The following is a 26,748-nucleotide window of genomic DNA, read 5'->3' as shown; positions in this document are numbered from 1 at the left end:
ATAATAGAAAAATTTCTGATTTGAGGAAACGGTTTACATTCATGAAAGTCTTAGTATCTGCCATTGCGTTTTTAGTTGCGCTTACCCTCTCATTTCCCACCCTTGCCCAGCGATCAGCAGCCGAATTTTTCGAAGAAGGAAATACAAAGGCCGGGACGGGAGATTTCAACGGTGCTTTGCAAGCGTATTCTTCGGTAATAGCAATGAGCCCCGAACATGCCCCCAGCTACTTCAACAGGGGATTGGCAAAAGCAAACCTCAAAGACCACCGCGGCGCTATTCTTGATTACGACCGCGCCATTGAGCTTAATCCCAAAGAATCACTGTATTACCAAAGCAGGGGAGTAAGCAAAAGTTTGCAGGATGATTTCCGTGCCGCGATCGAAGACTATACAAAGGCAATCGAGATCAATCCCGAAGAACCAAAAACCTATTATAACCGAGGTGTGAGCTATGCAAAACTCAAAAATCACCGCAATGCACTGACCGATCTCGACCGCGCCTTATCTCTCAATCCCGACGAATTGGCCGCGCTTTACGCCAGAGGAAATTGTAAGCAGGATTTGCAGGAATACGCAGGCAGCCTGGCCGATTTTACAAGGGTGATCGAGTTAAGTCCAAAAAGAACAGGAGCTTACGCCGGTCGCGGACTTGCTAAGCTGCAATTAGGTGATTACCAGGGTGCCAGTGCGGACTTTACACGCGCAATCGAACTCAGTCCGAATGACAGCGAGCTTTACGCAAACCGGGGTTTTGCTAAAAATAAACTGGAAGATTTTACGGGAGCGATCATCGACTTCGACAAAACAATACAACTCAGCCCGGACAATTTCCTGGCATATTATGGGAGAGGGTTTTCCAAAGGAAGACTAAACGATCAGCGTGGGGCGATAGCTGATCTGACAAAATCAATCGAACTAAAAAATCCTTACGTAGGTGATCCTAAGAAGATTGTTTATGCTGGAAAAATTAACAAAGAAAAACTTGACGAGCTGCGTGATCAGGTTCAGCAGCCTGTTAAAATAGATAATCTGACCAACGAGCGTGCAGAAGCGTACTATATCAGAGGGATGAACAAAGCGAAAGTGGGGGACACAAAAAGCGCATTGCAGGATATGACAACTGCTGTTGAATTGAACCCGACCTATTCAAGTGCTTACTTTTCCCGCGCCCTGATCCGTTCCGCGAGCGGCGACCAGATGGGAGCAGTACTGGATTTCAGTAGCTCAATCAAACTACGGTCCGATTATCCCGAAGCCTATTACCTCCGTGGAATTTTAAAAAATAGCCTCGGTCAGGTAAACGAAGGTTGCATGGACCTAAGCAAAGCCGGCGAGCTAGGTTATCAGCAGGCTTACAAGGTAATTGCGTCGTTTTGTAATTAGGGAGGAAGGGAGGAAGGAGGATGGAGGAACGGAGGAAGGAAAGAATTTTTGTATTGTCCCTTTTTCTCCCTTTCCTCCATCCTCCCTTCCTCCGTCCTCCCTCTAAGCCTTCTTAAGATTAGCAGCGACCTTCTCCCAGTTCACCACATCCCAGAACGCCTTAATGTAATCTGGTCTTTTGTTTTGATAGTGCAGGTAGTAAGCGTGTTCCCACACGTCGAGTGCCAGGATTGGTGTTCCTTTGATGTCGGATACGTCCATTAATGGGTTATCCTGGTTTGGTGTTGAGCCGATGGAAAGTTTCCCGCCGTTTGCAACCAGCCACGCCCAGCCTGAGCCGAATCTTGTGGTTGCCGCTTTTGCGAATTCTTCCTTCATTTTATCCAGAGAGCCAAACTGCCCGTTGATCGCGTCAGCCACCGCGCCTGTCGGTCCTGCGGCTTTTTTAGGTCCCATTACTTCCCAGAAGAAAGTGTGGTTCCAGTGTCCGCCACCATTGTTACGGATCGCAGCCGGCGCTTTGCCTGCCGACTTAAGAATATCTTCCAGTGACTTTTTCTCGTATTCAGTTCCTTTCACTGCGTCGTTCAAATTTTTCACATACGCCGCATGGTGCTTCCCATAATGGATTTCCATCGTCATTTTATCAATACTCGGTTCCAATGCGCCGAAATCGTAAGGAAGTGGCGCCTGCTTGAATGGTGCGGTTTCCGCAAGTATTGTATTTGGACTACCTGCAAATGTCTGGTTAGCAAATGCTCCCGCAGCGATCGTGCCGCCTGCGAGTGTCCGCAAAAAATCTGTTCTATTCATAACGATACAATTGAAATTGTTATTAAATCAATCATAAGCCACCCGACTTATGATACTCCGGCCCAGCGTAATTTCATCGGCATATTCGAGATCGCCGCCGATGGGCACGCCGCGCGCAATGGTACTCATTTTAACGCCTGTTGATTTTAGCTTTTTTTGTAAATAAAAGGCAGTAGTATCGCCTTCCATCGTCGGACTTAGTGCAAGAATAATTTCCTGCACACCTTCCTCTTCCGCTGGCTTTTCCACCCTGTCTACCAGCGAGTCTATATTCAGATCAGAAGGCCCGATGCCTTCGAGCGGCGAAATAATGCCGCCGAGTACGTGGTAAAGTCCTTTATATTGATTGGTAGATTCTATCGCCAAAACGTCCCTGGTGTCGACCACCACGCAAATCGTAGTTCGATCGCGCTTCGTGTTTGCACAGATATTGCAGTACATTTCATCCGCAATATTGTGGCATTTCACGCAGTAAGTAGTTTTGGTACGCATATTCACAATCGCATCCGAGAGCGACCGGGTTTGCTCTTCTTCTCTCTTAAGCAAATGTAATGCCAGCCTCAGCGCAGTTTTCTTGCCAATTCCGGGAAGTCGGGAGATTTCATTTACAGCATCCTCTATCAGGCGCGAGGGATAATTCATGAGAATTTGAGGGACGGTTGATGAACGGGATAATCTTGAAACAATACCCCGGGAAGAAAAAGAAGCGTGCCTGTCGCGGCAATCAATGAATTTCGGCTGAAATTCCCCTCCGGCAGATTTCGTTACGCATTCCTGTAAGCTCGTCAAAAGCCCCTTCCTTAACCGAGCATTTTCCTTTATAGTGAATGATGATCGTACATTGTTCGGCCTGCTCGCTTGTGTGCCCGCATACCTCTACCAATGTATCTATTACCCAGTCGAAAGTGTTCACATCGTCATTATAAATAATAAGCTTTTTAATGTCGGTGACAACCGTTTCTTCCAGAATTTCTACGTCTGTTTCCGTCATCGCTTGCATAACAACCAAATTTCTGTTTGATTAGCAAATCTAATTAAAAACGCAGATTATTAGAAGTACTGCGGCTTTTAATACAACACCCCACTAATCCAAATCTCCCCTTTTGATGAATCCCTATATTTCGCTGGTTATCCTGATTGTCTATTTCGGAATGCTGATTACAGTGTCGATCTACACTTCCAGGGGGGCGGATACCAATACTTTTTTTACCGCAAATCGCCAGTCGCCCTGGTACCTGGTGGCTTTCGGGATGATCGGGACTTCGCTTTCGGGGGTAACGTTCGTTTCAGTTCCCGGGGCTGTCGCTAATATTCAGTTTTCCTATTTTCAGGTAGTTATCGGCTATATTCTGGGCTATCTGGTGATTGGTACCGTGTTAATGCCGCTTTATTACCGGCTCAATCTGATCTCCATCTATTCTTATCTCGAACAGCGTTTTGGTTTCTGGTCTTATAAAACAGGCTCCGGATTTTTTCTTCTGTCGCGCACAATTGGCTCAGCAGTAAGGTTATATGTAGCTGCGCAAGTTTTGCAGCTGGCACTTTTCAAGCCGCTTGGAGTTCCCTTTGAAGTTGCGGTAGCGATCACCATTTTCCTGATCTGGATCTATACTTTTAAAGGTGGGGTGAAAACGATCATCGTCACAGACACACTTCAAACCTTTTTCCTGATCACAGCTGTAATTCTAACAATTGTTTTAGTTTCCAAAGAATTGAATCTCAAAGGAATAGGCGATATATGGACTGCGGTGGATACCAGTAAGTATTCCCGCATTTTTTATTGGGATATCAATGATCCGAAGAACTTCTTCAAACAGTTTTTTGCCGGCGTATTTATAGCTATTGTCATGACCGGGCTTGACCAGGACCTAATGCAGAAGAACCTTACCTGCAAGAATATAGGCGAGGCGCAGAAGAATATGTTCTGGTTTACAGTGGTTTTGGTAATCGTGAATTTCCTGTTCCTCTCGCTCGGTGCCCTGCTTTACGTATATGCAGAAGCGCAGGGTATTCCGGCTACTGCGAGAACGGACGATTTTTACCCGATGCTGGCTTTAAACCATCTTGGCCTGGTTGTCGGGATTACATTCCTGCTTGGAATCACGGCCGCCACTTACGCCAGCTCCGATTCCGCGCTCACTGCATTGACTACCGCTTTTTGCATTGATTTTATGGAAATTGAAAAGAGACCGGAGGAGAAAAGGTCTACGATCAAATTTTGGGTCCACATCATGTTTTCAGTGATATTCTATCTGGTGATTTTGATTTTTAACCGCCTCAACAATAAGGAAGTGATCACCGCAGTCTTCGATCTGGCAGGCTATACCTATGGGCCGCTGCTCGGACTTTTTGCCTTCGGAGCATTCCTGAAAACACCAGTGAAAGATCGCTGGGTACCACTAGTCTGCATTCTCGCGCCGATATTGACTTATATCATCAATGATCACTCGGCAGAATGGTTCAACGGCTACAAGTTCGGTTTTGAAAGGCTGATTATCAACGGGCTCATTACGTTCACTGGTCTTTGGTTGCTGCGCGATTCCAAACGAGGCACTCCTGAACTTTACACTTCGGTTAAATAATAACTTCTGCTAAATAATACTAATAGGCTAGGGAGCTTTTATCGGTTACAAATCCTCTCGTTTTCTTGATTATCTTCAAATTAATATTAACTTTATGATAGTAATTTGATGGAGCGCGTGATTTGATGGATGTCACATTGAAAAGATTGGGTTGAGTCATTTTTAACAATCTAAACTTTTAAATCATGAAAACGCTGTCATTCATTTTGTCAGGATTAATGTTGTGCATCTCCTGCACCGACAAAGCCAAAGAAGAGGAAGCTGCCCGCGAAGCCAATCAGGAAAAGGATAAGAAAGCAATCACCGAAGTAATCGAAAACGAAACAAAATCTTTTTTTGCAAGAGACTACGACGCATGGAAGTCAAACTACGCGCAAACGGACTATGCCTTTCAGGCGTGGAGTAATGACGATGGTACCTTCGACTCAAACGTGGGTTGGGATGATATCAATAAGCAGATAGGCAAGTACATTTCCGACAATCCCGAGCCAGTTTCGAGTCACCCGCTTGTGGAGAGAAAGAATATGAAATTCAAATTTTTCGATGATGATGTGGCTTACCTGACCTGGGATCAGTTCAATAGCGACAAACAGGAAAAGAACTTTCACCACAGCAAAGAGGTAAGGCTGGTTGAAAAGATCGACGGACAATGGAAAATTGTCTGCGTATCTGCCTTCTGGGATTACAAACACCCGATACCTGCAAGCCGGCTTCCAATGATCAAGAAGATTGCCAACGAAAGCCGCGGCAAAAATAAAATCTAGGTTTGTTGTAACCTTTCGAAACGTTCGGTTTTAAATTAAATGTTCGGTACCGAACATCCGTGAGGCCGCTGGCAGATGGCGGTTGATTTACAGAAATTAATTTTAATATGCTGTAAAACAACGATTTACAAGGCAGTAATTTCGGGCTGAGGGTTGAAATTTTTAAAAGTGGCACGTGCTTTTTTAGTATGAGGTCAACCATGCAGATGTATGGTACCAACTTTAAATAGCTATTAGCCATGAAAATTTCAATCGTCTCAAACCTGTTCTGCGCCATTGCGCTCACTTTGTCACTTGCATCATTTACAACTGACAAGAAGAAAAATCTCGAAGAAAAAGAAGCGAATGCAGTAGCTTTCGACGCTGGCCTTTACAGAATTTCGGATACTAATAAGGTTAGACTATCTGTAAACAAAAGCCCGAATGACAGGATCAAGGTAGTTGTGAAAGACAAGGTGGGAAATGTATATTACTCGGAAGTATTCGAGGACAGCAACTCAAAATACCGCAGAGTATTCAACCTCGACGAAATGCAGGACGGGACTTACTATTTTGAAATGCATAACAAAAGCAAAAAACTGATCAAAGAAGTGCAGATAGAAAGTAGCAGCGAAAAGACGATCTCATTGCTGTAATGTAAATCTTTGCAGAACGAAAAAATCCTGACTTACTCAGCCAGGATTTTTTCGTTTATAATAACTCCTTTTCAGGATCCCAGAAGTATTCTTTCCAATTCTGGATCTTATGGTTTTTGATGGTAGCTCCCTCGCATTCGAGCCTTTCCTGCATGGTTGTAGGCGTTTCAAAAAGTGCCCTGGCGCTAAGTTCGCCCTGGCTGTTCACCACCCGATGTGCCGGAATATCCTGGTGGGTGTAGCTGCTGCCCATTGCCCAGCCTACGATCCTGGCGCCTCTGTTATTGCCTAGATATTTGGCAATCGCACCATAGGAGGTAGCGCGGCCGGCAGGAATCTGACGAACTACGTCATATACATCGTTGAAGAATGCATTATCCTTTTTCATTCGCCCTTGCGTCCTGACGTTCGTCGATTTCGCGGCTCAGCTCACCATACCATTCAGGTCCATAAGCACGGATCAGCGGCTCTTTCAAAAATTGATAAACCGGTACACCCAGTTGCTTACCCAAGTCACAGGCCGGGCTGCATATTGACCAGCGGTCATAGTTAAGCGCGTGAAATTCGTCGTATTTGGTTACTCTGATCGGATATAAGTGGCAGGAAATCGGCTTTTTATACCCAATTTTTCCGTCAAGATATGCGGCCTCGATTCCGCATTTTAAAATGCCTCTTTGGTCATAAATTGCATAAGCACATTCGCGGCCGTCAATAATAGGAGTGACGAAATCGCCGTCGAAGTCTTTGGTGGAAGTACCTTGTTCTGCGATAGCTTTTTTGCCTTCTTCCGAAAGATAGGGTTCTACCATCGGATAAATTTCATCCAGGATTGCTACTTCTGCATCATCCAGTGGAGCACCCGAATCTCCTTCAACACAACAAGCTCCTTTGCATTTTTCAAGATCGCAAACAAAGAGCTGGTCTTCGATATCATCACTGATACAGGTGTGATCAATTAAAATCATATTTCCTACTGCTGAGGTATTTTAAGCTTCTGTCCGACCATAACACTGTTTCCGGACATATTGTTTAATTTCTTAATGTCTTCAATATTGGTGCGGTAAGTTTGCGCGATTCTGAAAAGCGTTTCTCCCGCCGCAACAGTATGCGTCCGAGCGCCCCTGTTAATGCTCTGGTTTACCCGCTCGTCAGTCGACGGGTTACCTGCTTCCCGCTTTACTTTCAGGCGCTGCCCCGACTTCAATCTGTCAGAATTACCGAGGTTATTCAATTCCAGCAGCTCTTTCACCGAAAGACCATATGCTTTTGAAATGCTGTAAAACGTTTGGCCGCCCTCAACAATATGAAATTCACTTTCAGGATTTACCGAACGTCTTGTTTGCTCTTTGACCTCCTCGGGAGTCCGGAAAGTTTCGGCTGGTGCCGTGCGGGTTACTTCAATTTTTTCAGGAGCTGATTTTTCGGGAGTAGTTTTAGCCGCAACTGTCTCACTAACAGCCGCATTTTCCTGACCTGCTTTGCTGACAATCAATTTTTGTCCGGTCGAAAGGCGTGTCTGGCTGCTTCTGTTGTTCAATTCCAGAAGTTCTCTCAATGATAAATTGTATTTACTGGCTATTCCAAAATAGGTATCGCCTGACACAACTGTATGTGTTTGAGCACTTGTACTCACTTCGGAAGATGAAGTGCCGGCAGCTCGTTCCCTTGCAGCTCTTTCTTCGGCAGCCGCCCGTTGGCGCGCATATACCGAGGTTGAAGGAGCAGTACTGCGGGTTTCATTTGGTGTGATCACTTTCGAAGGCGAACCTGGCTTTGCGACCGGCCGCTCTTCTTCAACTGATTTAAAGGAAGTATCCTCGGTGTCTTGCGTAATGATCACAACCCGCTCGTCATTTTCCTGCATAGCTGGCTTTTTAGCAGCATCAGCTGATCCACCGACAGCGGCGGAAGGTACGGCTGCGCTTACCGAAGGTACAGGAATGGAGGCGGCTGGCTCGGATGTTGCGGTTTCAGCAGGAGCAGCTGTTTCTGTTTTTTCAACCAATACCGGCGTGTATTTTTTTCGCCCTGATGGTTTATCAGGAATTGTATTAGCAGCAGTAACCGGCGTTTTCTCCGTAACCACAGCAACCACTGAATCCTTTTGCACGGGAGGAGTAGCTTGCGGCGGAGCGATAATTTCGATCGGCTGTTTCTTTGGACGTTTTTTGGTCAGGAACAATACCTGCCCCGTTTCAATAGGATAATTGCGGCTGGTCGTGCGGTTGTATTTCAAAAGATTTACCAAACGCAAACCATATTGCTGTGATACGCTGTGCCAGGTATCGCCGGGCCGCGCTGTGTGGAATGGGGTGGATGCTTTTTTGTGCTTGCGGGCCAGATAATAGACTTTTCCGGGGATAAGCTGCATTTCAGCCTGCATATCATTGTACCGCATAAATTTCGGTGCCCTCATTCCTCCTGCCTTTGCAAGTGTTTTTGGCTTGGAGCCTGGCGTAGCCTCTATACCTTTTAGCCCGTTGATCTCATACAATGCAGGACTTTGTGAAGGCGGCGATGTTCTTTTCAGTACAGGATAGCCGGTATCTTCATATACAGACGCCACCGCAGTTTGTTGTGGAGGCAAAGATAGCTTTTCACGAACAGCCGCTACCTGAGCGGTAGGAACGGGGATAGTCAGGAGATACTCCCGATCTGACGGTATCTTGCCATCGGCCAGCCACCTGTTGTAATTTTTTAATTCCATTGCAGGAATACCCAGTGAGCTCGCTACTTCGTCCAGCGTTTTGCCTTTACCGAAATCCGACTCCATTAATACATACGCACCGGCAGATTTGTAGCGCTCAATACCCGCTTCCAATGCAATTTTGTGCGCAAAGAAGCGGAGCATATACCGGTCTGTTTTAGACGTTAGCGTCACTTCCCGGGCATAAGCCCAGCTTGCAGGGATAATCTTTTTGACACCACCCGCACCTTGGTAATAGGAGTAAAGTGTTGTGACCCAGTTATTGAACTGCTGGTTATTTTTTTTTAGGTACCACGCCGCTGCGTGCGTCGAGGCGCTGATATTCTTTCTTTCGTCGATCGTATCATCCACTCTCAGATTCAATTCACGTGCGGTTTCTGGCTTAAACTGCCAGTAACCCACTGCATTTGAAGTAGATATAACATCCGGGCGGAATGAGCTTTCCTGAACTGCCAGATATTTGAAGTCAATAGGTACCTCTTCATCCATCAATATCCCTTCCACAATAGGGAAGTGGAGAATTGCCCGATCCATTTTTTCTTCCCAAAATTTCTTATTGCTCATCAGGCTCTTAACATCCTCTTCGATCAGGTTTTGTGCATTTCTGTCAAACTTGACGGTTATACCACCAAATGAAACGCTGGCTGGGATTTCGGGGGTCTGCGCAAAAGCTGCGTTTGTTACAGTCAGTGACAGAAGCAATGCGCCTGTTAAGTACTTGATGTTATTAATGAAAGTTCTGGCCATAAATGTTTGGTACTTGGCTTACTGGTGTGCTTAAATTTTCTGAAGTATCATTAAACCGTCCCTGATTGGGAGCAGAATATTGGAAACCCGGCTGTCTTCGTGGACCATTTTGTTAAAGTCCAGTAACGCCTGGGTGTCTTTGTCTATTTTAATACCGGGCTGAACAACCTTTCCGCTCCACAGTACATTGTCGGCTATAATGAAACCGCCGCTCCTGACCTTTTCAAGACAAAGCTCAAAATAAGAAGAATAATTAATTTTATCCGCATCGATGAATACCAGGTCAAAAGTATCGTGAAGCCCCGGAAGTATGTCCAGGGCATTCCCGATTATATATTCGATCGAAGCTGAAAAAGAAGTGATTTCGAAAAATTTACGGGTAAAAGTTTCGAGCTCCTCATTGATGTCAATGGTGGTGATCTTGCCGCCGGGTTGCAATCCTTCGCAGAGACACAGCGCCGAGTAACCCGTGTAAGTTCCGATTTCCAGGATCCGGTCAGGCCTGATCATTTTAGAAATCATGGATAAAAACCGGCCCTGTAAATGTCCCGAGAGCATGCGAGGATTGAGAATGTTGGCGTGGGTCTCCCGATTCAAAGACCTCAGCAATTCACTCTCATTTTCCGTATGCCGCACGGAATACTCCTCTATTTCCTCTGCCAAAAACTTCATTTATTTATCCGGACAAATGCAAAATTCAGCGTTTTCAGCCGTTTGCAACAATGCGTTCAAGATAGGTACCATACCCGCTTTTAACGAGCGGCTTGGCTATTTCGCGTAACTGGTCTGCATTAATAAAGCCCATTCTGTAAGCGATCTCCTCAATGCAACCCACCTTTAAGCCCTGGCGTTCTTCGATAACCTGCACAAACTGACCAGCTTGCATCAGAGATTGGAATGTGCCGGTATCTAGCCACGCAGTTCCTCTGTTCAATACGCCAACCTTCAATTTGCCGCGTTCCAGGTACACCCGGTTTACGTCTGTGATTTCCAGTTCTCCGCGTGGTGATGGCGGTATCGTTTTCGCGATCTCGACTACATCATTATCATAGAAATATAGTCCCGGTACCGCGTAGTTTGACTTCGGTGTTTCCGGTTTTTCTTCGATTGACAATACATTATTTGATTTGTCAAATTCCACAACACCGTAGCGTTCAGGATCATGTACCTGATAAGCGAATATGACGCCGCCGTCGGGATCGTTGTTGGATTGAAGAAGCTGAGAAAGCCCTGAGCCGTAAAAAATGTTATCACCTAAAATCAGAGCAACCTTTTCTTTGCCTATAAACTCTTCACCAATGATAAATGCCTGTGCAAGTCCGTCCGGGCTTGGCTGTACTGCGTAAGTGAATTCGCATCCGAGCCTGCTTCCGTCACCCAGCAACTTTTCAAAATGGGGCAGATCGTGAGGAGTTGAAATGATCAGAATCTCCCGAATTCCCGCTAGCATTAAGATGGAAAGCGGATAATAGATCATCGGCTTGTCGTAAACGGGCATAAGCTGCTTACTAACCGCCAATGTTAATGGGTGCAATCTGGTTCCGGATCCGCCGGCCAATATAATGCCTTTCATAAGTTTGTTTTCGTTGTGAAACGTTGAAGTATCTTTTTGGGCGAGTAACCCGTGTTCAGAAACTACCTGTCCGAATACATTTCGGTATAGTATTTCTGGTAAGAACCTGAGGTTACGTTATCCAGCCATTCTTCATTTTGAAGATACCAGTCTACCGTTCTTTCCAGACCTTCTGCAAATTGAAGGGAAGGTTTCCAGCCCAGTTCGTTCGAAAGTTTTGTGGCATCGATCGCATAGCGCAGATCGTGGCCTGCACGGTCGGTTACGTATGTGATCTGCTTTTCGGTTTCACCTTTTTCGCGGCCGAGTTTTTCGTCCATGATGGAGCAAAGCAGCAATACCAGGTCGATGTTCTTCCACTCGTTGTGGCCGCCGATATTGTAGGTTTCGCCATTTACGCCGTCATGGAAAATCACGTCGATTGCTCTTGCGTGGTCTTCAACAAAAAGCCAGTCCCTGATATTTTCACCTTTTCCGTAAACAGGAAGTGGTTTTTTCTGAATGATATTGTGGATCATCAGCGGAATCAGCTTCTCCGGGAAATGGTTTGGGCCGTAGTTATTGGAGCAATTTGAAATTACAACAGGGAGCTTGTAAGTATTATGGTAAGCCCGCACAAAGTGGTCCGAAGAAGCTTTGGAAGCCGAATAAGGTGAACGCGGGTCGTAGCTGGTTGTTTCTGTGAAAAATGTACCCGGATCGTGCAGTTCGCCGTAAACTTCATCCGTTGATACGTGGTAAAAACGGTGGCTCGCCAGATCATCTTTCCAAGCTTTTTTAGCAGAGTTTAATAAATTAACAGTACCTACCACATTCGTCATCACAAACGACATCGGGTCTGAGATCGACCGGTCGACGTGGCTTTCGGCTGCAAGGTGAACTACGCCGTGGAAATCATTTTCGCTGAAAAGTTTTTCAATAAAATCAGCGTCAACAATATCTCCTTTTACAAAAGTATAATTGGGCGCATTTTCAATATCCCGCAGGTTTTCAAGATTGCCTGCGTAAGTCAGCGCATCGAGGTTGAATATATGATAGTCAGGATGGGAGGTTACGAAGCGGCGTACAACGTGAGAGCCGATAAAACCGGCGCCGCCTGTGATTAAGATCTTTTTCATTTATTGAGCTGTTATTTTTAATTGCCACTTCCAGGCATCGCGAAGTGCTTCGGCCATGGTTTTTTCGGCACGCCACTTCATTACATTATTGACTTTATCTGATTGTGCGTAAATCTTCTCCACATCTCCCTCGCGGCGCGGCCCGATCGAATAATTGAGCTTCACACCATTTACCTGCTCGAAGGTGTTGATCAGTTGCAGTACCGTGTAGCCTTCACCAGTTCCCACATTGAAAACATCGTAATAATCAGGTCCGCTTTCCGATTCGAGCAGTTCTAATGCTTTTACGTGCGCTTTGGCCAGGTCTACTACGTGAATGAAGTCTCGGATGCAGGTTCCGTCCGGTGTATCGTAGTCGCTCCCGAATACAGTCAGCGACTTGCGCAGGCCAGCGGCTGTTTGCGTAATATAAGGTACCAGATTGCTCGGAACACCATTTGGCAGTTCGCCGATCAATGCGCTTTCGTGGGCGCCGATCGGATTGAAGTAACGAAGGGATATTGCTTTTACGCCGGGCTTGGCATAGATATAGTCACGGATAATATCTTCACCAATCGCCTTTGTGTTTCCGTAAGGTGAATTGGCGGGCTTTCTTGGGGTTTGTTCGGTTACCGGAATTGCGTCAGGTTGACCGTAAACGGTGCAGGAAGAGGAGAATACGAAATTAGGTACATTAAATTCCGTCATCGCCCGCAATAGGACCATCAGGGAAATGAGGTTGTTTTCGTAATAATTAAGCGGTTTCTCTACCGATTCACCTACTGCTTTATAGGCTGCGAAATGAATCACACCGTCGAATTTCTCTTTTGCAAAAAGCTCCCGTACTTTCTCGGAATCGTTGCAGTCCATTTCATAGAAAGGGAAATCCTTGCCGGTGATCTGCTTGATCCCGTCGAGAACGCCGAGGTTCGAATTGTACAGATTATCTATAATAACGGGCTCAAACCCTGCTTTGTCCAACTCGACAACAGTGTGAGAGCCTATGAACCCAGCTCCCCCGGTAACAAGAATTTTCATGCCCAAAATCTAGTTTTTTAAAAAATATCGTGAAATGAATGTCTTTCCAAATCCCTTAAATTTTACAACAAAAAGGTATTTCGGGTATGATAACTATTAAAACTGACTTTAAGGAGGCGCAATTTTTTCCCGGGCAAAAGTAGAAAATTTGACTTCTATAAAAAAAAAATGTTTTTATTTATCCGTTGGTAGTTAAATGCAGATTTGAGGAAAATGAACAAGAGAGAAATCAAAGCACTGATATCCTTACTTGATGATGAAGATCATGAAGTGAGTCAGCACGTTGAGGGTAAAATTCTGTCATTGGGGGGGAATGTAATACCTTTTTTGGAGAATGAATGGGAGGAAAGTTTCAATCCCATTGTGCAGCGGAAAATTGAAGAACTGATCCACGAGCTTCAATTAAGCATTATGATTGAGCGTTTGCAGGCCTGGAAAAACGGCGGCGCACTCGATCTGCTGGAAGGATTATGGATCATCGCCACATACCATTATCCCGATCTATCCATTGAAAAGCTGAAAGCGTCGATTGAGCAGCTTTACTATGATATATGGATCCAGTTTCAGGAGGAAATGAATGCGGTGGATCAGATCAAACGGATCAACAGTCTGTTTTTTGGAACGATGAATTTTGCGGCGAATACCAAAAATTTCCATTCGCCTTCCAATTCGATGATCAATGTTGTGCTCGAAAGCCGGAGAGGTAACCCGATCACACTTTGCGTGATCTACCTGCTCGTTGCCCGGAAGCTGGGTCTGCCGGTTTATGGAGTTAATCTGCCCAACCTTTTTGTATTGACCTACAAAAACGACAATACGCAGTTCTATATTAATGTATTCAACAGAGGTATTATTTTCTCGAAAACTGATATCGACCATTACATCGCACAGTTGAATATCAAGTCGAAAGAGATATTTTACCAGCCCTGCACCAACCTTGAAATCGTGCAGCGCGTACTGCGTAATCTGATATTATCGTACGAAAAAACGAGCGAGCAGGATAAGATCCGGGAAATTGAGAAAATCCTGAAATCGACGCTCGACGAGATGGACGACAACTAAGTCAGAGGGCAATCGCGAGACAATGTCCGTCGAACCATCTCACGTGAATCCTTGAATCCAGGATCAGGTCTTCGTCGGTCAGCTTTCCGCTCACTATTTCGTTATCGACAGAAAAAGGATGAATGTAAATGGAATCCTTGAAGCTGATCTTTTTCTTCCCGTACATTTTATAAAGCGCTTCTTTGGCGCACCAGTAAATGCTCAGGTTGGGCAGCTTGTCGTTTGCGTGCTCAAATTCACTCGGGGACAGGTACTTGTTCGCAGTTCGTTGGAGTTTGGGATCACTCTTTTCCATATCAATCCCCACTGCCGCAAACGGATTGATCGCCACGGCCACATATTCGAAAGTGTGGGTAATGGAAATGTGCGAGTCGTTGTTAATCAGGAATGCTTTTCCGTGCTGGTCTTTGTGCAAACCGGCATAAGTAATACCAAACTGTTCGACCAGTACCTTGATCAGCATTCTGCTGGCCAGCCATTCGCGGATCTTTTGAGGGTGCGAAATGTTGCTCAGCTCCTCCGCGTTGAACCCGTTGCCCAGGGTCTCACGCAGCTCCGATTCCGTTTCGGTCAGTTTCCACAATAGCAGGGTGCAAGTTTCCCCGATCCTCTCGGAATGAACGAGCGGCATAGTTATTCTGTTTAATTCCTATTTTTGACTACTTAACGCTATCCGATTATCAGGATGAACATTCGCAAAGTAGATACTTTTTCCGGTCATCGGGATAGTGTATTTACAATTATTTCAGACCACACTTCTCACGGTTTCTACTCGTCCGGAGGCGATGGTTATGTTATTCAGTGGGATTTAAATAAGCCAGATCTTGGAAAACTGGTCGCCCGCGCCGGGGCTTCCGTATACGCGCTTGCGCTGAATCCGGCTGACCAGACGCTCTGGATCGGACAGAATTACGAGGGTATCCAGGTATTGGATACTGTAAATAATAAGGTAGAGAAAACGTCAAAAATAACGGCTGCGGCGATATTTGATATTCAGATATTTGGTGATAATGCATTGATCGCTCTTGGCGACGGTGTGATCGTCGTGATGGATCTTGTTACTTTTTCAATCCGCAAGCATCTTAAAGTTTCGGCTAAAAGTGTGCGGTCGATCGCGATTAATCCCGTGACAAATGAATTCGCGACAGGCGACAGTGATTCCAACGTTCATATTTTCGATCTGGATGGATTTACTTTAAAAAAGACAATTACTTCACATGCTAACTCCGTCTTTTCCGTTAAGTATTCACCGGACTTCAATCACCTATTCACAACTGGCCGCGACGCGCACCTGAAAATCTGGGATGTAAATGATGCATACGGGATCGTCGCCGACATCCCTGCGCACATGTATGCGATCAACGATATTGCATTCAGTCCCGACCGCCAATTATTTGCCACTTGCAGCATGGATAAGTCCGTAAAAGTCTGGGACGCTGCGACTTTCAAACTGAAAAAAATCATCGACCGGGCGCGTCATGCCGGGCATGGAACTTCGGTCAATAAACTCCTCTGGACAACCTTTGAAAACCAGTTAATATCATGCAGTGACGACCGTATGATTTCGGTCTGGGAAGTAGCAGAATAGCATACTTATAATATGGTATTATTGGTAAATACTTTGAAAAATGACGCATATATCTTTAACTTACACGACTGTTTTTATCTAAGTAACATACTTTGAACGCATCATGAAAATATCCGCGATAGAGATACGCAAGCATACTTTTGAGAAGATTTTCAGAGGTTACGACCCGGACGAAGTAGATGCTTTCCTGAACTCTTTGTCTCAGGAATGGGAGCGGTTTTCTAGCGAAAATAGTCTGCTGAAAATGCAGCTTGAATATGCTGAAAAGGAACTTAGTAAGCTAAAAGACATTGAATCCACGCTATTCCGCACACTTAAAGCTGCCGAGGATACCAGCAGGCTGATCGAAAAAGAAGCCAACGAACTCGCGGAAAAACGCATTGAAGAATCCAAGACAACGGCCAATGATCTGGTAACCGAAGCGGAGACAAGAACGAACCAGATTATCCAGGAAACAGAGGATAAATTACGCCAGTTTAAAGAGGATTTTGCGTCGGAAGTGAAGAGACAGGAACGCGATTTCAAGGCCATCGAAAATTTCAGGGACAACCTCATTGTACAGCTGAGTTCACTTGCCAATAATACGATTGATACTGTCGAACGTTTTGAGCAGAAGTACGATAAGGAATCGGTTCTGAACAAAATGGAACAGATCAAACAACATATCTCGGAGATTGAAATTCCTAAGAAACAGTCCTTCCCGATCGCGGCTAAACCGGTTGAGCTGGAAGTGGATCAGCAGGAAGACGAGGCGGATGCAGAAGTGAATGTAGTAATGCACGACGACAAGCCGGACGTGGTTTTTGAAGTGGCCAATGAAAGAGAAGTTTTTGTAGAAGAACCTGAGCCGGCAGCGGAGATTGAACTCGAAGAGGCTGAACTCATTCCGGAGGCCCAGTTTGAAGAAGAAGAACTGAGTGCGATTGAAGAACCGGAACCGGTAAGAGAAGAAATAGCCTATAACAGGCCAAGGGAAAGCGCAAGAAGTGCCGCTGACGAAGCGAATGAGGCGCTTGCTGAAATGCATAAATCCGCCGAGAAAGCGAGAGATAATGCTGCGAGGGACAATGCAAACCGGGAGAACGCGACCCGCGATAATGCACCAAGAGAGGCTGCGCCCGCTATTAACAGGCCACGGGAAACAAATCAGCCTAAGAAAACAGGCGGCGGTGGTTCATTCTTTGATCAAATCTAATCCACCTTGGGAACAATCAGCCTGGAAGGACTTGAATTTTTTGCTTACCACGGGTATTATCCCGAGGAACAGAGAATCGGCAACAAATACGCGTTAGATATTACGATTGCGACCGATTTCTTTAAAGCTGCGCAGGAAGATAAATTAAGTGAGACGGTTAATTACGAAACAATTTACCAGATCGCTTCGATCGTCATGAAAGAACCGGCAAAGCTGCTGGAACATATTGGTTTTAATGTCATTGAGAAAATTCGGGAGAAATACCCGCTGGTAGCTAATATCACTGTGCGGGTTTCCAAGTTCAATCCGCCGGTAGGAGGGGTTTGTACCAGGGCAGTGATTACAATGGAAGGCTGATTTGTCACCCTGAGCGCAGTCGAAGGGGCATGCAGCATGTCCCTTCGACTGCGCTCAGGGTGACAAAAAAAGAGTATAAATGCGAAACGCGGCCTTTGAGCCGCGTTTTGCATTTATATTAATATTCGTGCGGCAACGTCACGTTAATCCGCTCGTTCCACGGTAACCCGTGCTGGTTAAGCAAATCCATAAATGGATCCGGATTCAATTCTTCTACATTATAAACGCCCGGCTTCATCCATTCTTCGTTTGTCAACATTAACATCGCGCCGATCATGGCAGGAACGCCGGTGGTGTAACTTACAGCCTGCGCACGTACTTCGCGGTAACATTCAGCGTGGTCGCAGTTATTCCACACGTAATATGTTTTCTCTTCACCATCTTCGATTCCTTTGATCTGGCAGCCGATAGAAGTTTGTCCAGAATAATTTTCTCCCAAAGAATCAGGAGCAGGCAGTACTGCTTTCAAAAATTCAAGCGGCACAATGTCCATTCCCTGGAATTTGATCGGCTTGATGCTCGTCATACCTACATTTTCGAGCACGTTCAAATGGGTTATGTAAGCTTGTCCGAAAGTCATCCAGAAACGTGCGCGTTTCAGGGTAGGGAAGTTTTTTACCAAAGATTCCAATTCTTCGTGATAAAGCACATAGCTTTCTTTTGGTCCGATTCCGGGATATTCAATAGGCTTGTGAATAGACATTGCAGGAATTTCGATCCACTCGCCATTTTCCCAGTATCTGCCCGGCTGCGTGATCTCGCGGATGTTGATCTCGGGGTTGAAGTTGGTAGCAAATGCTTTTCCGTGATCTCCTGCATTACAGTCGATAATGTCCAGGTAATGCATTTCATCGAAATGATGCTTGTTGGCATAGGCAGTGAAAACCTGGGTCACACCCGGATCGAAACCGCAACCTAAAACTGCCATTAGTCCCGCTTCTTTGAAACGCTCCTGGTAAGCCCATTGCCAGCTGTATTCAAATTTGGCAACATCTTTCGGTTCATAATTGGCTGTATCCAAATAGTGCACGCCGGTTGCCAGACAAGCTTCCATGATCGTGAGATCCTGGTAGGGCAGCGCCACATTGATAAGGAGTTTCGGCTGGAAGCGTTTGATCAGAAGCACGGTTTCAGCGACGATATCAGCATCAACCTGCGCAGTTTGAATGGTTACGCCGTGCATTTCCTGAATTTCGGCAGCAATTTTATCGCATTTCGCTTTCGTGCGGCTGGCCAGTAAAATCTCAGTGAAAACCTGGCTGTTCATCGCACATTTGTGCGCCACTACACTACCTACACCTCCCGCACCAATTATTAGGACTTTGGACATTTCTATATTTTTAAATTTCCGGCAAAGATAAAATGACAGGGCAGTTTTTCAACTTATTTTGCATTGATCAGCTTCATTACTTTCCCGTCGCTGTAATTCAGAAAATACACTTCTCCATTTAAATCCTGCCCGAAAGAAGAGATCGAACCCTGATTTTCCAGAATAAGTGTGTTCCCCTTTTTCGTATCTCCCTCCATTTCAAGCGCCCAGATCTTGCCGCTTACGTAATCACCATAAATATATTTACCTGCCAGGCTCTCGATTGCTTTTCCTCGATACACATAACCGCCTGTAATAGAACGATCTCCATTGCCCTGCACATAATCATGAATAGGCTCGATCAGATTTTCTCCGGCGCAGTTGGAAGCAGGATTAAAGCATTCAGTACCCTCTTTGACCCGCCAGCCGTAGTTGCCGCCTTTGACGATAAGATCAATTTCCTCCCTCTCATTTTGCCCGACGTCGCCTGCAAAAAGTCTTGTATTTTCCATGTCAAAACTGATCCGCCAGGGATTTCTTAATCCGTAAGCATAAATTTCAGGAAGCGCATTCTGTGCATTTGAGACAAAGGGATTATCAGCCGGAATGCCATAATTGCCTTTCGTAGTGGCATTTACATCTACCCTCAATATTTTACCAAGAAGACTTTGGAGGTTTTGTGCATTGTTCTGCGGGTCGCCGCCGCTACCACCGTCTCCTGTCGCGATATAGAGAAATCCGTCTTTGCCAAATTGTATCGAGCCGCCATTGTGATTGCTGTAAGGCTGGTTAAAAGTAAATAGTACTACCTCACTGGCAGGATCAGCCTGGTTATTAGCAGGATTCGCTTTGTAACGTGCAATCACGGTCTTCAATGGATTGCCAGTCGTATAATTGACGAATACAAAACCGTTTGTTTTATAATCCGGATGAAAAGCCAGACCGAGCAAACCACGTTCACCGCCGGAAGTTACTTTGCTTGTGATATCCAGAAAAACGGGCGCGCTGGGTACATTAGAGGTATTGGGGAAAGTCCGGATCGTGCCTTCCTGTTCTATTACATAAAATCTCGTACTATCGCCGGGAGCCTGCACGAGCTCGACAGGAGAATCAAATTTGAGTGAAGGAAAAGCTTCGGCTGAGGTAATACCGTCAGCAGGTATTTCGGGCACTTCTGAAATATCAGTGTCTTTGGAAGAACACGCAAGAATGAGAAAAGCCAGCGAGAAGCCGTAGGTGAGGTGAAGTTTCATAGTTCGTGACGTTGAAGTTTGTTAAGTCAACGTCACGATGAATGTTTTCGTTTTTGAAATGACCTTTAAATCAAATGCTTCCAAATTACATCGTACACATCGATCGCCTCTATTCCACTTTTATCAAGCGGCGAATCGGTAATGCAGATAGGAAAGTATTCCTTTGGAACATTGATACTGCCGTGTGAGCCTTTTACCAATGTAGCGTCCAGCGGGATCACGTCCATCAAATATCTGAAACCCATTAATTTACGTGCCAGTTTATAGCCCGCCCGCAGCTTGATCAAAGGATTTTTGGGGTCCATAAACATTTCAACCGGATCGTAACCTGGCTTCCGATGAATATCCACCAAATGCGCATAATCAGGCGCTTTGGCATCGTCGAGCCAGTAATAGTAGGTAAACCAGCTGTCAGGCTTTGCTACCAATACCAGATCTCCGGCGCGCTCGTGGTCTATATGATATGCTTTTTGCTGTTCCCGATCCAGTACCAGATCAATGCCGGGCGTTTCTCTTAAAACCTTCGTAATCCGCTCTTTAACAGATTCATCATTAAAGTAAACGTGCGCAATCTGGTGATCGGCGGTTGCAAATGCTTTTGAAATTCCCGCATCCAGCAGCTCGTACCACCTTTCAGTCCGCACAGAAATTACACCTTCATTGCGTAAAATCCGGTTAATGTGAATCGGGTTACTGACCGGATTAATACCATATTCCGAGAGCAAAATAATTTTGGCATTTCTTGATTCGTAAAAGTTAACCAGCTCCTCCACCACAGTATCAATTTCACCCAGCTCTTTGCTGATCTTCGAAAAGTCAGGTCCGAACTTTTGCAGACAATAATCTAAATGAGGGAGGTATATTAACGTCAATGTAGGATTATGCTTCCGCTCGACCCACATCGAAGAATCGGCGATCCATTTGGTTGATTTGATATTTGCATTCGGTCCCCAAAAATTAAACAGTGGAAACTGCCCCAAATCCTTTTGCAGTTCGTCGCGCATTTCGGGCGGGTAGGCGTAACAATCCGGCGCTTTAACTCCGTCGGCGTGGTATTGCGGGCGCGGGGTTACTGAAAAGTCGGCCGTCGAATACATATTATACCACCAGAACATTTTGGCACAGGTAAAATTAGGATCGAGCTTTTTCGCCGCGTCCCAGATTTTGTCGCCTTTTACCAGCTTATTGGATTGCTTCCAGAATTTGATCTCCGAATCTTCCCGATCGTACCAGCCGTTTCCCACAATCCCGTTTTCAGCGGGCCACTTTCCGGTAATATAAGTACTCTGCGACGTAGTGGTAACTGCGGGTAAAACGGGCTTAATAGGGGTAAGCGCGCGTTTTTCAATGTATTTATCAAGAAATGGCGTATGTTCTCCGATCAGATTGGCGCTCAACCCGACTATATCTATTACTACTGTTTTATTCATAACTCAAAATTTTCTTCACCCATTCCAGCTCCCTTACGATAGATTCGCCGATCGGTTTCTGGATATCTTCCGGCAAAACGCCCCAGGTGTAGGTTTCAACTTCCATATAACTCGAAAACTGGTTTTCGCGGTGGATGTTGAGGGTTTTAATAATATCGGATTGCGTAGATTCCAGTACGCCGTAATTATTTATAAACAGCGGAACATGAAAATGCACGCGCCATTCCTGCTGGCTCTCATCCCAGGCTGCAAGTGCCTCTTTCAGGTCGGGATAATGATTTTTGGTATGATTTGCATTCCTCGCAACTACCTGGTGCAGATACACCGGCTCATCAAAAGTCTCGATCGCTTTCAGCATAATCCCCGGATCACTTTCAAAGTTGACCTTCAATGCAGAACTCACCTGAATGCGCCCAACTTTAATCCCAACCTTATTCAGCGAATCCAATATCTCCTGAGGATCCTCGTAACCCACAGCCGCGTGACAGATATCGTAGCAAAGCTGAATGTGTCTTAGAATAGCTTCGGTAGCTTGCTGGTCGCTATAACCATATTTGGCGCCCAGATATTCTTCGCCCCTGAGTATCAGCGTTTCTTTATACCATTGTATAAAATCACCCGTATTGTCGAGTATTCCGTCTGGTTCGGGTTCAATATCGAGGTGCAGATATTTGCCCGTTTCCTTTTCAATACTGATCAGTTTATCAAGCAGTTCCAGAATATGCGAGGTCGCTCTTTCGGTTGCTTTGTGCTTATCACCCTCGGTTTCCCACCAAAAACGGTAAGAGAGCGGGGGAGTCGAAACGCCTCCGTGCATGCCTTCGGGTAGTAATTCAGCCAGTATTTCAAATAGTCTGATGGTGTATTCCAGCCGGTCGATCGTGGTCCAGTCGGGCGCATGAACATCGTCTTTTACGACTACATTATGAAACCCGCCGTAAGGAAATCCGTTGATCACGAACACGTAGATATCGTTTTCAGCGAGCCAGCTTTTGAACTCTGCGAGCACTTCCGGCTTGCTCAACTCAATAGAAGCTTCGTTGGCAACGCGTAATCCCAGCCCAAAAGGTTGGTCAGGGGAAAGTTGTTGTTTGATAAAAGGCAGGTTCTCCCGTAGCGACTGAAAATGGTCGTTCCATTTTTCGCCCGGGTGGATATTGCTGCAATAGGTCAGGTGTCCGTAAGGGGTGATCATTATGCGTGGATTAGTTTAGAACCTTCCAGATAATCAACAGATTGTGCGATAATATCGGCGTCGAGCTCGTGTACTTCTACGCCTTTTCCTATTTTTTCCAAAAGCATAATTGTCAACCTTCCGCCTAGGTGTTCGCGAAACTCCTGCAATCCGTTACGCAGGTTGATTTTATCGTTTTCCGCTAGTTTGGGGTGGTATAAGTCAAAACCAAGCTTGGTCAAAACGTCGAGAATCCGGGTCAGATCAGCTTCGGGCAGCTTGCCGATCTTGGCAGCATACACACAATCCAATGCAATACCAATAGCAACTGCTTCTCCGTGGCGAACCTGAAAATCAGTCAGATACTCTAATTTATGCGCTGCCCAGTGACCAAAATCGAGCGGCCGTGAAGAGCCGAATTCGAATGGATCGCCGCCGGCAATATGGTCCGTATGCATTTCGGCGCAGCGGTGGATCAGGTAAGCCATCGCTTCTTCATCGCGGCCTGCAAGCGCATCAACATGCGACTCTATCCATTGAAAAAACGCAGTATCCTTGATCAATGCGACTTTAATAGCTTCGGCCAGTCCGCCGCGCCAGTCACGGTCGTCAAGCGTTCTTAAAAATGTCAGGTCATTAAAAACAGCCACGGGCGGCGCAAAAGTGCCGAGGAAGTTTTTCTTTCCTTTGAAATTGATACTGTTTTTAACACCAACCCCTGAATCATTTTGCGCTAAAACAGTAGTAGGAACGCGGATCAGCTTGATACCTCTGTGAGAAACTGCGGCAGCGTATCCTACCAAATCCAGCACAGCGCCGCCGCCGATCGCGATGATAAATGAATGCCGGTCGATACCGTGTACGTCAACGGCATTTACCAGACTTTCAAACAATGCAGGATCGTTCTTGCAAGCTTCACCGCCGGGTACTATAATGGTTTCGGAGGCAAGCTGAATCTGGGGGACGGACTCCGAAAAGTAAGTCCGAATATCGTTGGAAAGTGATGGATGAAAGTTTGCAAAACCTTCATCTACAATCACTAATGCTTTTTTCTGAAAGCCCTGCTCGGTATATTGATTGAAAAAATCTTTAAGTAACGTATTGGCAGGATCGAATAAATGCTGCGTAAAGAACACAGCGTAATTGTATTCTACTTTGAATTGCTGTTGTATGGTTTGCATCGAAAACGACATGGAATGCAGAATAGGGTTATTTTTAATACTAAGTTACAGCGAAAACCTTCGCCAGCAGCATTGACAATGGTAACAGGGCCAGTACCGCAAGTCCGAGTGGCAGTAATCCGAAGGCCACGCACCAGGAAGCATTCATTACGATCAGGGATATTACCCCGGCTTTTACCGCTTTCCCGATCAACGGTCCGATCGGGTTTTGCATTGCATTCCAAAGCGGCCGACCGATCAGCCAGGCATGCAGCAATACAAATGGAAGCGTAAATAATAAGGTTCCTTCCCGGCTAGAAATGGTGAGCTGCACCGCCAGCACGATTGTGTAAAGTAATGCAGCAATATATAAGGTGCGCTTTTTCCCGCCGTGCACTTCATCCTGACTGATCATCGTGATCGCAAAAATGTAAGCGATTGGCAGCAATGCGACCCACGCATATTTTTCAAAAGATTCGGGTAAAACGCTCATTCCCAAAATCAAATTACCACCGCGGCACATACCCATCACGAGAGGACCGAAAAATGCGTGGTGCTTGGCAATGCGATTATAAAGTATGGTGAGCATCGCAACAATGATCGCGATCATACCACTCTGAAAACTATATAATGCCGCTGCCAGAATACCCATAAATAGTAGCGAAATACCCAGCAAAGTTGCGGATCTCAAGGGGACTTTTCCACTCGGGATCGGTCTTTCGGGCCGCTCGACGCTATCGAGTTTTGCGTCAAAAACATCGTTCATCACCACGCCGCCGCCGTAAAGTCCGAGCGTGGAAATGACCAGCCAGGCTGGTGAGAAGTCGGAAAATGTAAATTGTGCGATCGCCAGGCCGGCCAGAATGTCGGCGATGGCTGTCACAAGATTGGCCGGGCGCGTTAGCTGAAGATAAGGTTTGATGGTGCTCACTTTAACGGATCACTAGGGAATCTTTAACTGGCTCAGGCTGCTGCCCGCCTCTCAGAATGCTGTTTCCATGAAATTTTGCGCTCTGGTCAATTTCATAACCTCCTTCAAAATCCGTCACGTCAATCTGCCCGCTTTTACCGAATGCATCGATCGCATTCTGGTAGGTCACCAGCCGGATCGTTTCGTCGGAAATACCTTTCATTTTCATCAATGCGGCCGTTTTAGGAATTGCCAGCGGATCAGAAATACCCCAGTCGGCAGCAGAATTGATCATAATGCGCTCAGGACCATATTGTTCCACCACTTTTACCATTCTTTCATTACCCATTTTTGTGAAAGGATAAATCGTAAATGCAGCCCAGAAACCTTTGTCGAGCACACTTTTTACAGTTTCTTCATTATTATGGTCCACGATCACCCACGAAGGGTCGATACCGTGTTCGATCGCGATCGCCATACTGCGTTCGGTACCTTTCTTTTTGTCCCGGTGCGGCGTGTGGATCTGAACCGGCAGTTTCGCCTCTTTCGCCAGTTCCAGTTGTAGTCTGTAATATTTCTCCTCAGCGGGCGTCTGGTCGTCAAAACCAATTTCACCTACGCCTACTACACCTTCTTTGTATATATATAGTGGTAAAATTTCCATTACCTGCTCGGCCAGCGGCTCATTATTGGCTTCGCGGGAATTCAATCCCATCGTGCAATAATGCTTGATGCCAAACTGCGAAGAGCGGAAACGCTCCCAGCCAACCAGACTGCTGTAATAATCCTTAAAACTCGACAATCCGGTACGCGGCTGACCCACCCAGAAAGCGGGCTCGATGAGGGCAACTATTCCTGCCTGGTGCATAGCCTGGTAGTCGTCGGTAGTCCGCGAAACCATGTGAATATGCGGATCAAAAAACCGCATTCCTTTGATCAGATCACGGTAATCGTTCCAGGCAATATCACGGTGCGCCGAGGCGGTTTCTTCACTTTCTTCAAAGTGGGAAGGATTTGGCGCGGATTCATTAGGGTTTAAGCACATAGTTTCAATGTTCAAGTTCGGCCCAGGTTAATGCACCTGATTTTACTGATTTTTCAAGATCTGTATATTTGGCCAAAAGGTAATTTGCATTAATAAGCGAAGATTCCGAGCAAGCCAGTGCGGCTGCTTTCTGGTCTTCGCGATTTTCGGAATTAAACAAATACTGCATATCGGCCAGGATCGTCGGCGTCATGTACCTGCTCACCAGCCGCCAAACCTGGGGCGGAACGCTTCTTCCAGCGGCCCAGCGTTCGTGCGCAAAATCGGATAATGTCACAGCCAGCTTTTCATTCATTCGATTTTGCAAGCCTTCTATTAAATGGATCGGCTTATCGTTAAAAATGGTCTTCAAAACCAGCTGGTTCCACGCCAGCTCGTTGAAGTGCTTTTCAGGATACGGATTATGAAATGCGATCGCGTCAAATACAAATCCCATATTGGAACGAACTGCGTCGGTAGCGCGGAAGAGCCACTGTTCGGGGTAGGAGAGGAGCGGCAGCGCAGAATAGAGCGCGACTAGCTCGTTCATTTCAGCAGTGTCAAAAAGGGTATCCACGTTTTTGACATATTCTTCCTTGTCGGAAGGATCTAGCTGGGTTACCAGCCAAACGCGGCTCAGGCGCACCAGCGACCAGTTTTCAACTGAAAATCCGGGCACTTCCGTATTCAGTTCCCACTTGTCTTCATCGGTGGTTTCTATTATTTTTTTGGACAAAAACCTGGGAGCGGCCACAAATGCGGTCATCAATTCAAGCGGAGCGGAAGTGCCTTTTTGCTCCAACCATTCTGATTCGGCATCGGAGGTATTCCGGCCGATAATTTCCCAAATCCTGTGTTTAATGGTGTCGGACATATATTGACTGTAATTCTGATCCGGCTATTGTTAACGCTGAATCAGTCAAATTTTTCTGGTTGTTTTACTAT

General features: G+C 45.9%; 27 protein-coding genes. 8 read left to right on the top strand and 19 right to left on the bottom strand.

What is annotated here, in order from left to right; translation table 11 throughout:
* The first annotated feature begins 41 nt into the window (after window positions 1–41).
* A complete protein-coding gene (locus tag LZG94_RS14860) occupies window positions 42–1,385 on the top strand; it encodes a tetratricopeptide repeat protein (protein ID WP_233792651.1) in 1,344 nt (447 codons plus the stop codon).
* 102 nt (window positions 1,386–1,487) lie between these two features.
* On the opposite strand, the gene LZG94_RS14855 is transcribed toward LZG94_RS14860, so the two are convergent.
* From LZG94_RS14855 to LZG94_RS14845, 3 genes are all read right to left on the bottom strand, one after another.
* Window positions 1,488–2,198, bottom strand: coding sequence for a superoxide dismutase (locus LZG94_RS14855; protein WP_233792650.1), 711 nt, complete (start codon window positions 2,196–2,198; stop codon window positions 1,488–1,490).
* A gap of 27 nt (window positions 2,199–2,225) precedes the next feature.
* Window positions 2,226–2,840 carry a recombination mediator RecR gene (gene recR / locus LZG94_RS14850; RefSeq protein ID WP_233792649.1) on the bottom strand — a complete coding sequence of 205 codons (615 nt, stop codon included), beginning with the start codon at window positions 2,838–2,840 and terminating at the stop codon, window positions 2,226–2,228.
* Window positions 2,841–2,922: 82 nt separating this feature from the next.
* Complete coding sequence (locus LZG94_RS14845; protein ID WP_215234671.1) at window positions 2,923–3,198, bottom strand: ATP-dependent Clp protease adaptor ClpS; 276 nt, start codon at window positions 3,196–3,198, stop codon at window positions 2,923–2,925.
* A 106-nt stretch (window positions 3,199–3,304) separates the two neighbouring features.
* Here LZG94_RS14845 and LZG94_RS14840 point away from each other — a divergent pair, with 106 nt between their 5' ends.
* The 3 genes from LZG94_RS14840 (at window position 3,305) to LZG94_RS14830 (ending at window position 6,179) form a co-directional block, all read left to right on the top strand.
* A complete protein-coding gene (locus tag LZG94_RS14840) occupies window positions 3,305–4,780 on the top strand; it encodes a sodium:solute symporter (protein ID WP_233792648.1) in 1,476 nt (491 codons plus the stop codon).
* 185 nt (window positions 4,781–4,965) lie between these two features.
* Window positions 4,966–5,544, top strand: coding sequence for a hypothetical protein (locus LZG94_RS14835; protein WP_233792647.1), 579 nt, complete (start codon window positions 4,966–4,968; stop codon window positions 5,542–5,544).
* 239 nt (window positions 5,545–5,783) lie between these two features.
* Entirely contained in the window at window positions 5,784–6,179 is a 396-nt protein-coding gene (locus tag LZG94_RS14830; protein ID WP_215234673.1) for a hypothetical protein, read from the top strand.
* 55 nt (window positions 6,180–6,234) lie between these two features.
* Here LZG94_RS14830 and LZG94_RS14825 read toward each other — a convergent pair whose 3' ends face one another.
* The 7 genes from LZG94_RS14825 to galE form a co-directional block, all read right to left on the bottom strand.
* Window positions 6,235–6,567: an MGMT family protein gene (locus LZG94_RS14825; protein WP_233792646.1), complete on the bottom strand. Its 333-nt coding sequence runs from the start codon at window positions 6,565–6,567 to the stop codon at window positions 6,235–6,237.
* On the bottom strand, window positions 6,554–7,144 hold the full coding sequence (locus tag LZG94_RS14820) for a DUF3109 family protein (protein ID WP_233792645.1): 591 nt from the start codon (window positions 7,142–7,144) through the stop codon (window positions 6,554–6,556). Before LZG94_RS14820 ends, LZG94_RS14825 begins: the two co-directional genes overlap by 14 nt.
* 5 nt (window positions 7,145–7,149) lie before the next feature.
* Entirely contained in the window at window positions 7,150–9,633 is a 2,484-nt protein-coding gene (locus LZG94_RS14815) for a LysM peptidoglycan-binding domain-containing protein (protein WP_233792644.1), read from the bottom strand.
* A gap of 30 nt (window positions 9,634–9,663) precedes the next feature.
* Window positions 9,664–10,305: an O-methyltransferase gene (locus tag LZG94_RS14810; RefSeq protein WP_233792643.1), complete on the bottom strand. Its 642-nt coding sequence runs from the start codon at window positions 10,303–10,305 to the stop codon at window positions 9,664–9,666.
* 34 nt (window positions 10,306–10,339) lie between these two features.
* The gene (gene rfbA, locus LZG94_RS14805; protein ID WP_233792642.1) at window positions 10,340–11,206 is read right to left on the bottom strand and encodes a glucose-1-phosphate thymidylyltransferase RfbA; all 867 of its coding nucleotides are present in this window, start codon (window positions 11,204–11,206) and stop codon (window positions 10,340–10,342) included.
* Between the two features lie 62 nt (window positions 11,207–11,268).
* A complete protein-coding gene (gene rfbB / locus LZG94_RS14800; protein ID WP_233792641.1) occupies window positions 11,269–12,324 on the bottom strand; it encodes a dTDP-glucose 4,6-dehydratase in 1,056 nt (351 codons plus the stop codon).
* The gene (gene galE / locus LZG94_RS14795; protein ID WP_233792640.1) at window positions 12,325–13,341 is read right to left on the bottom strand and encodes a UDP-glucose 4-epimerase GalE; all 1,017 of its coding nucleotides are present in this window, start codon (window positions 13,339–13,341) and stop codon (window positions 12,325–12,327) included.
* Between the two features lie 213 nt (window positions 13,342–13,554).
* On the opposite strand from galE, the gene LZG94_RS14790 reads away from it, so the two are divergent.
* Window positions 13,555–14,403: a transglutaminase-like domain-containing protein gene (locus LZG94_RS14790; RefSeq protein ID WP_233792639.1), complete on the top strand. Its 849-nt coding sequence runs from the start codon at window positions 13,555–13,557 to the stop codon at window positions 14,401–14,403.
* Between the two features lies 1 nt (window position 14,404).
* Here the strand turns inward: LZG94_RS14790 and LZG94_RS14785 are convergent, their stop codons facing one another.
* Window positions 14,405–15,034, bottom strand: a complete 630-nt coding sequence (locus LZG94_RS14785; protein ID WP_233792638.1) for a 4'-phosphopantetheinyl transferase superfamily protein — start codon at window positions 15,032–15,034, stop codon at window positions 14,405–14,407.
* 54 nt (window positions 15,035–15,088) lie between these two features.
* On the opposite strand from LZG94_RS14785, the gene LZG94_RS14780 reads away from it, so the two are divergent.
* From LZG94_RS14780 to folB, 3 genes are all read left to right on the top strand, one after another.
* Window positions 15,089–15,991 (top strand): WD40 repeat domain-containing protein, encoded by a 903-nt coding sequence (locus LZG94_RS14780; protein WP_233792637.1) that lies wholly within the window; start codon window positions 15,089–15,091, stop codon window positions 15,989–15,991.
* Window positions 15,992–16,094: 103 nt separating this feature from the next.
* Window positions 16,095–17,186: a DivIVA domain-containing protein gene (locus LZG94_RS14775; protein WP_233792636.1), complete on the top strand. Its 1,092-nt coding sequence runs from the start codon at window positions 16,095–16,097 to the stop codon at window positions 17,184–17,186.
* 6 nt (window positions 17,187–17,192) lie between these two features.
* Window positions 17,193–17,543: a dihydroneopterin aldolase gene (gene folB / locus LZG94_RS14770; RefSeq protein WP_233792635.1), complete on the top strand. Its 351-nt coding sequence runs from the start codon at window positions 17,193–17,195 to the stop codon at window positions 17,541–17,543.
* Window positions 17,544–17,661: 118 nt separating this feature from the next.
* Here the strand turns inward: folB and LZG94_RS14765 are convergent, their stop codons facing one another.
* The 8 genes from LZG94_RS14765 to LZG94_RS14730 all read right to left on the bottom strand — a co-directional run bounded on the left by LZG94_RS14765 (window position 17,662) and on the right by LZG94_RS14730 (window position 26,677).
* Window positions 17,662–18,912, bottom strand: a complete 1,251-nt coding sequence (locus LZG94_RS14765) for a saccharopine dehydrogenase family protein (protein WP_255700674.1) — start codon at window positions 18,910–18,912, stop codon at window positions 17,662–17,664.
* Window positions 18,913–18,926: 14 nt separating this feature from the next.
* Complete coding sequence (locus LZG94_RS14760; RefSeq protein WP_233792633.1) at window positions 18,927–20,105, bottom strand: sorbosone dehydrogenase family protein; 1,179 nt, start codon at window positions 20,103–20,105, stop codon at window positions 18,927–18,929.
* 65 nt (window positions 20,106–20,170) lie between these two features.
* Complete coding sequence (locus tag LZG94_RS14755; RefSeq protein WP_233792632.1) at window positions 20,171–21,535, bottom strand: alkaline phosphatase family protein; 1,365 nt, start codon at window positions 21,533–21,535, stop codon at window positions 20,171–20,173.
* Entirely contained in the window at window positions 21,528–22,730 is a 1,203-nt protein-coding gene (eboE, locus tag LZG94_RS14750; protein WP_233792631.1) for a metabolite traffic protein EboE, read from the bottom strand. Before eboE ends, LZG94_RS14755 begins: the two co-directional genes overlap by 8 nt.
* A complete protein-coding gene (locus tag LZG94_RS14745) occupies window positions 22,730–23,890 on the bottom strand; it encodes a 3-dehydroquinate synthase (protein ID WP_233792630.1) in 1,161 nt (386 codons plus the stop codon). Before LZG94_RS14745 ends, eboE begins: the two co-directional genes overlap by 1 nt.
* A gap of 40 nt (window positions 23,891–23,930) precedes the next feature.
* Window positions 23,931–24,800, bottom strand: a complete 870-nt coding sequence (eboC, locus tag LZG94_RS14740) for a UbiA-like protein EboC (protein WP_233792629.1) — start codon at window positions 24,798–24,800, stop codon at window positions 23,931–23,933.
* 1 nt (window position 24,801) lies between these two features.
* Window positions 24,802–25,824, bottom strand: coding sequence for a TatD family hydrolase (locus LZG94_RS14735; protein ID WP_233792628.1), 1,023 nt, complete (start codon window positions 25,822–25,824; stop codon window positions 24,802–24,804).
* Between the two features lie 4 nt (window positions 25,825–25,828).
* Window positions 25,829–26,677, bottom strand: coding sequence for an EboA domain-containing protein (locus LZG94_RS14730; protein ID WP_233792627.1), 849 nt, complete (start codon window positions 26,675–26,677; stop codon window positions 25,829–25,831).
* Window positions 26,678–26,748: the final 71 nt, after the last annotated feature.

It is taken from the genome of Dyadobacter sp. CY343 (genome assembly GCF_021390335.1).
Taxonomy (GTDB): domain Bacteria; phylum Bacteroidota; class Bacteroidia; order Cytophagales; family Spirosomataceae; genus Dyadobacter.
Note: the sequence above shows the minus strand (reverse complement) of the source record. Positions and strands in the feature narration are given on the sequence as shown.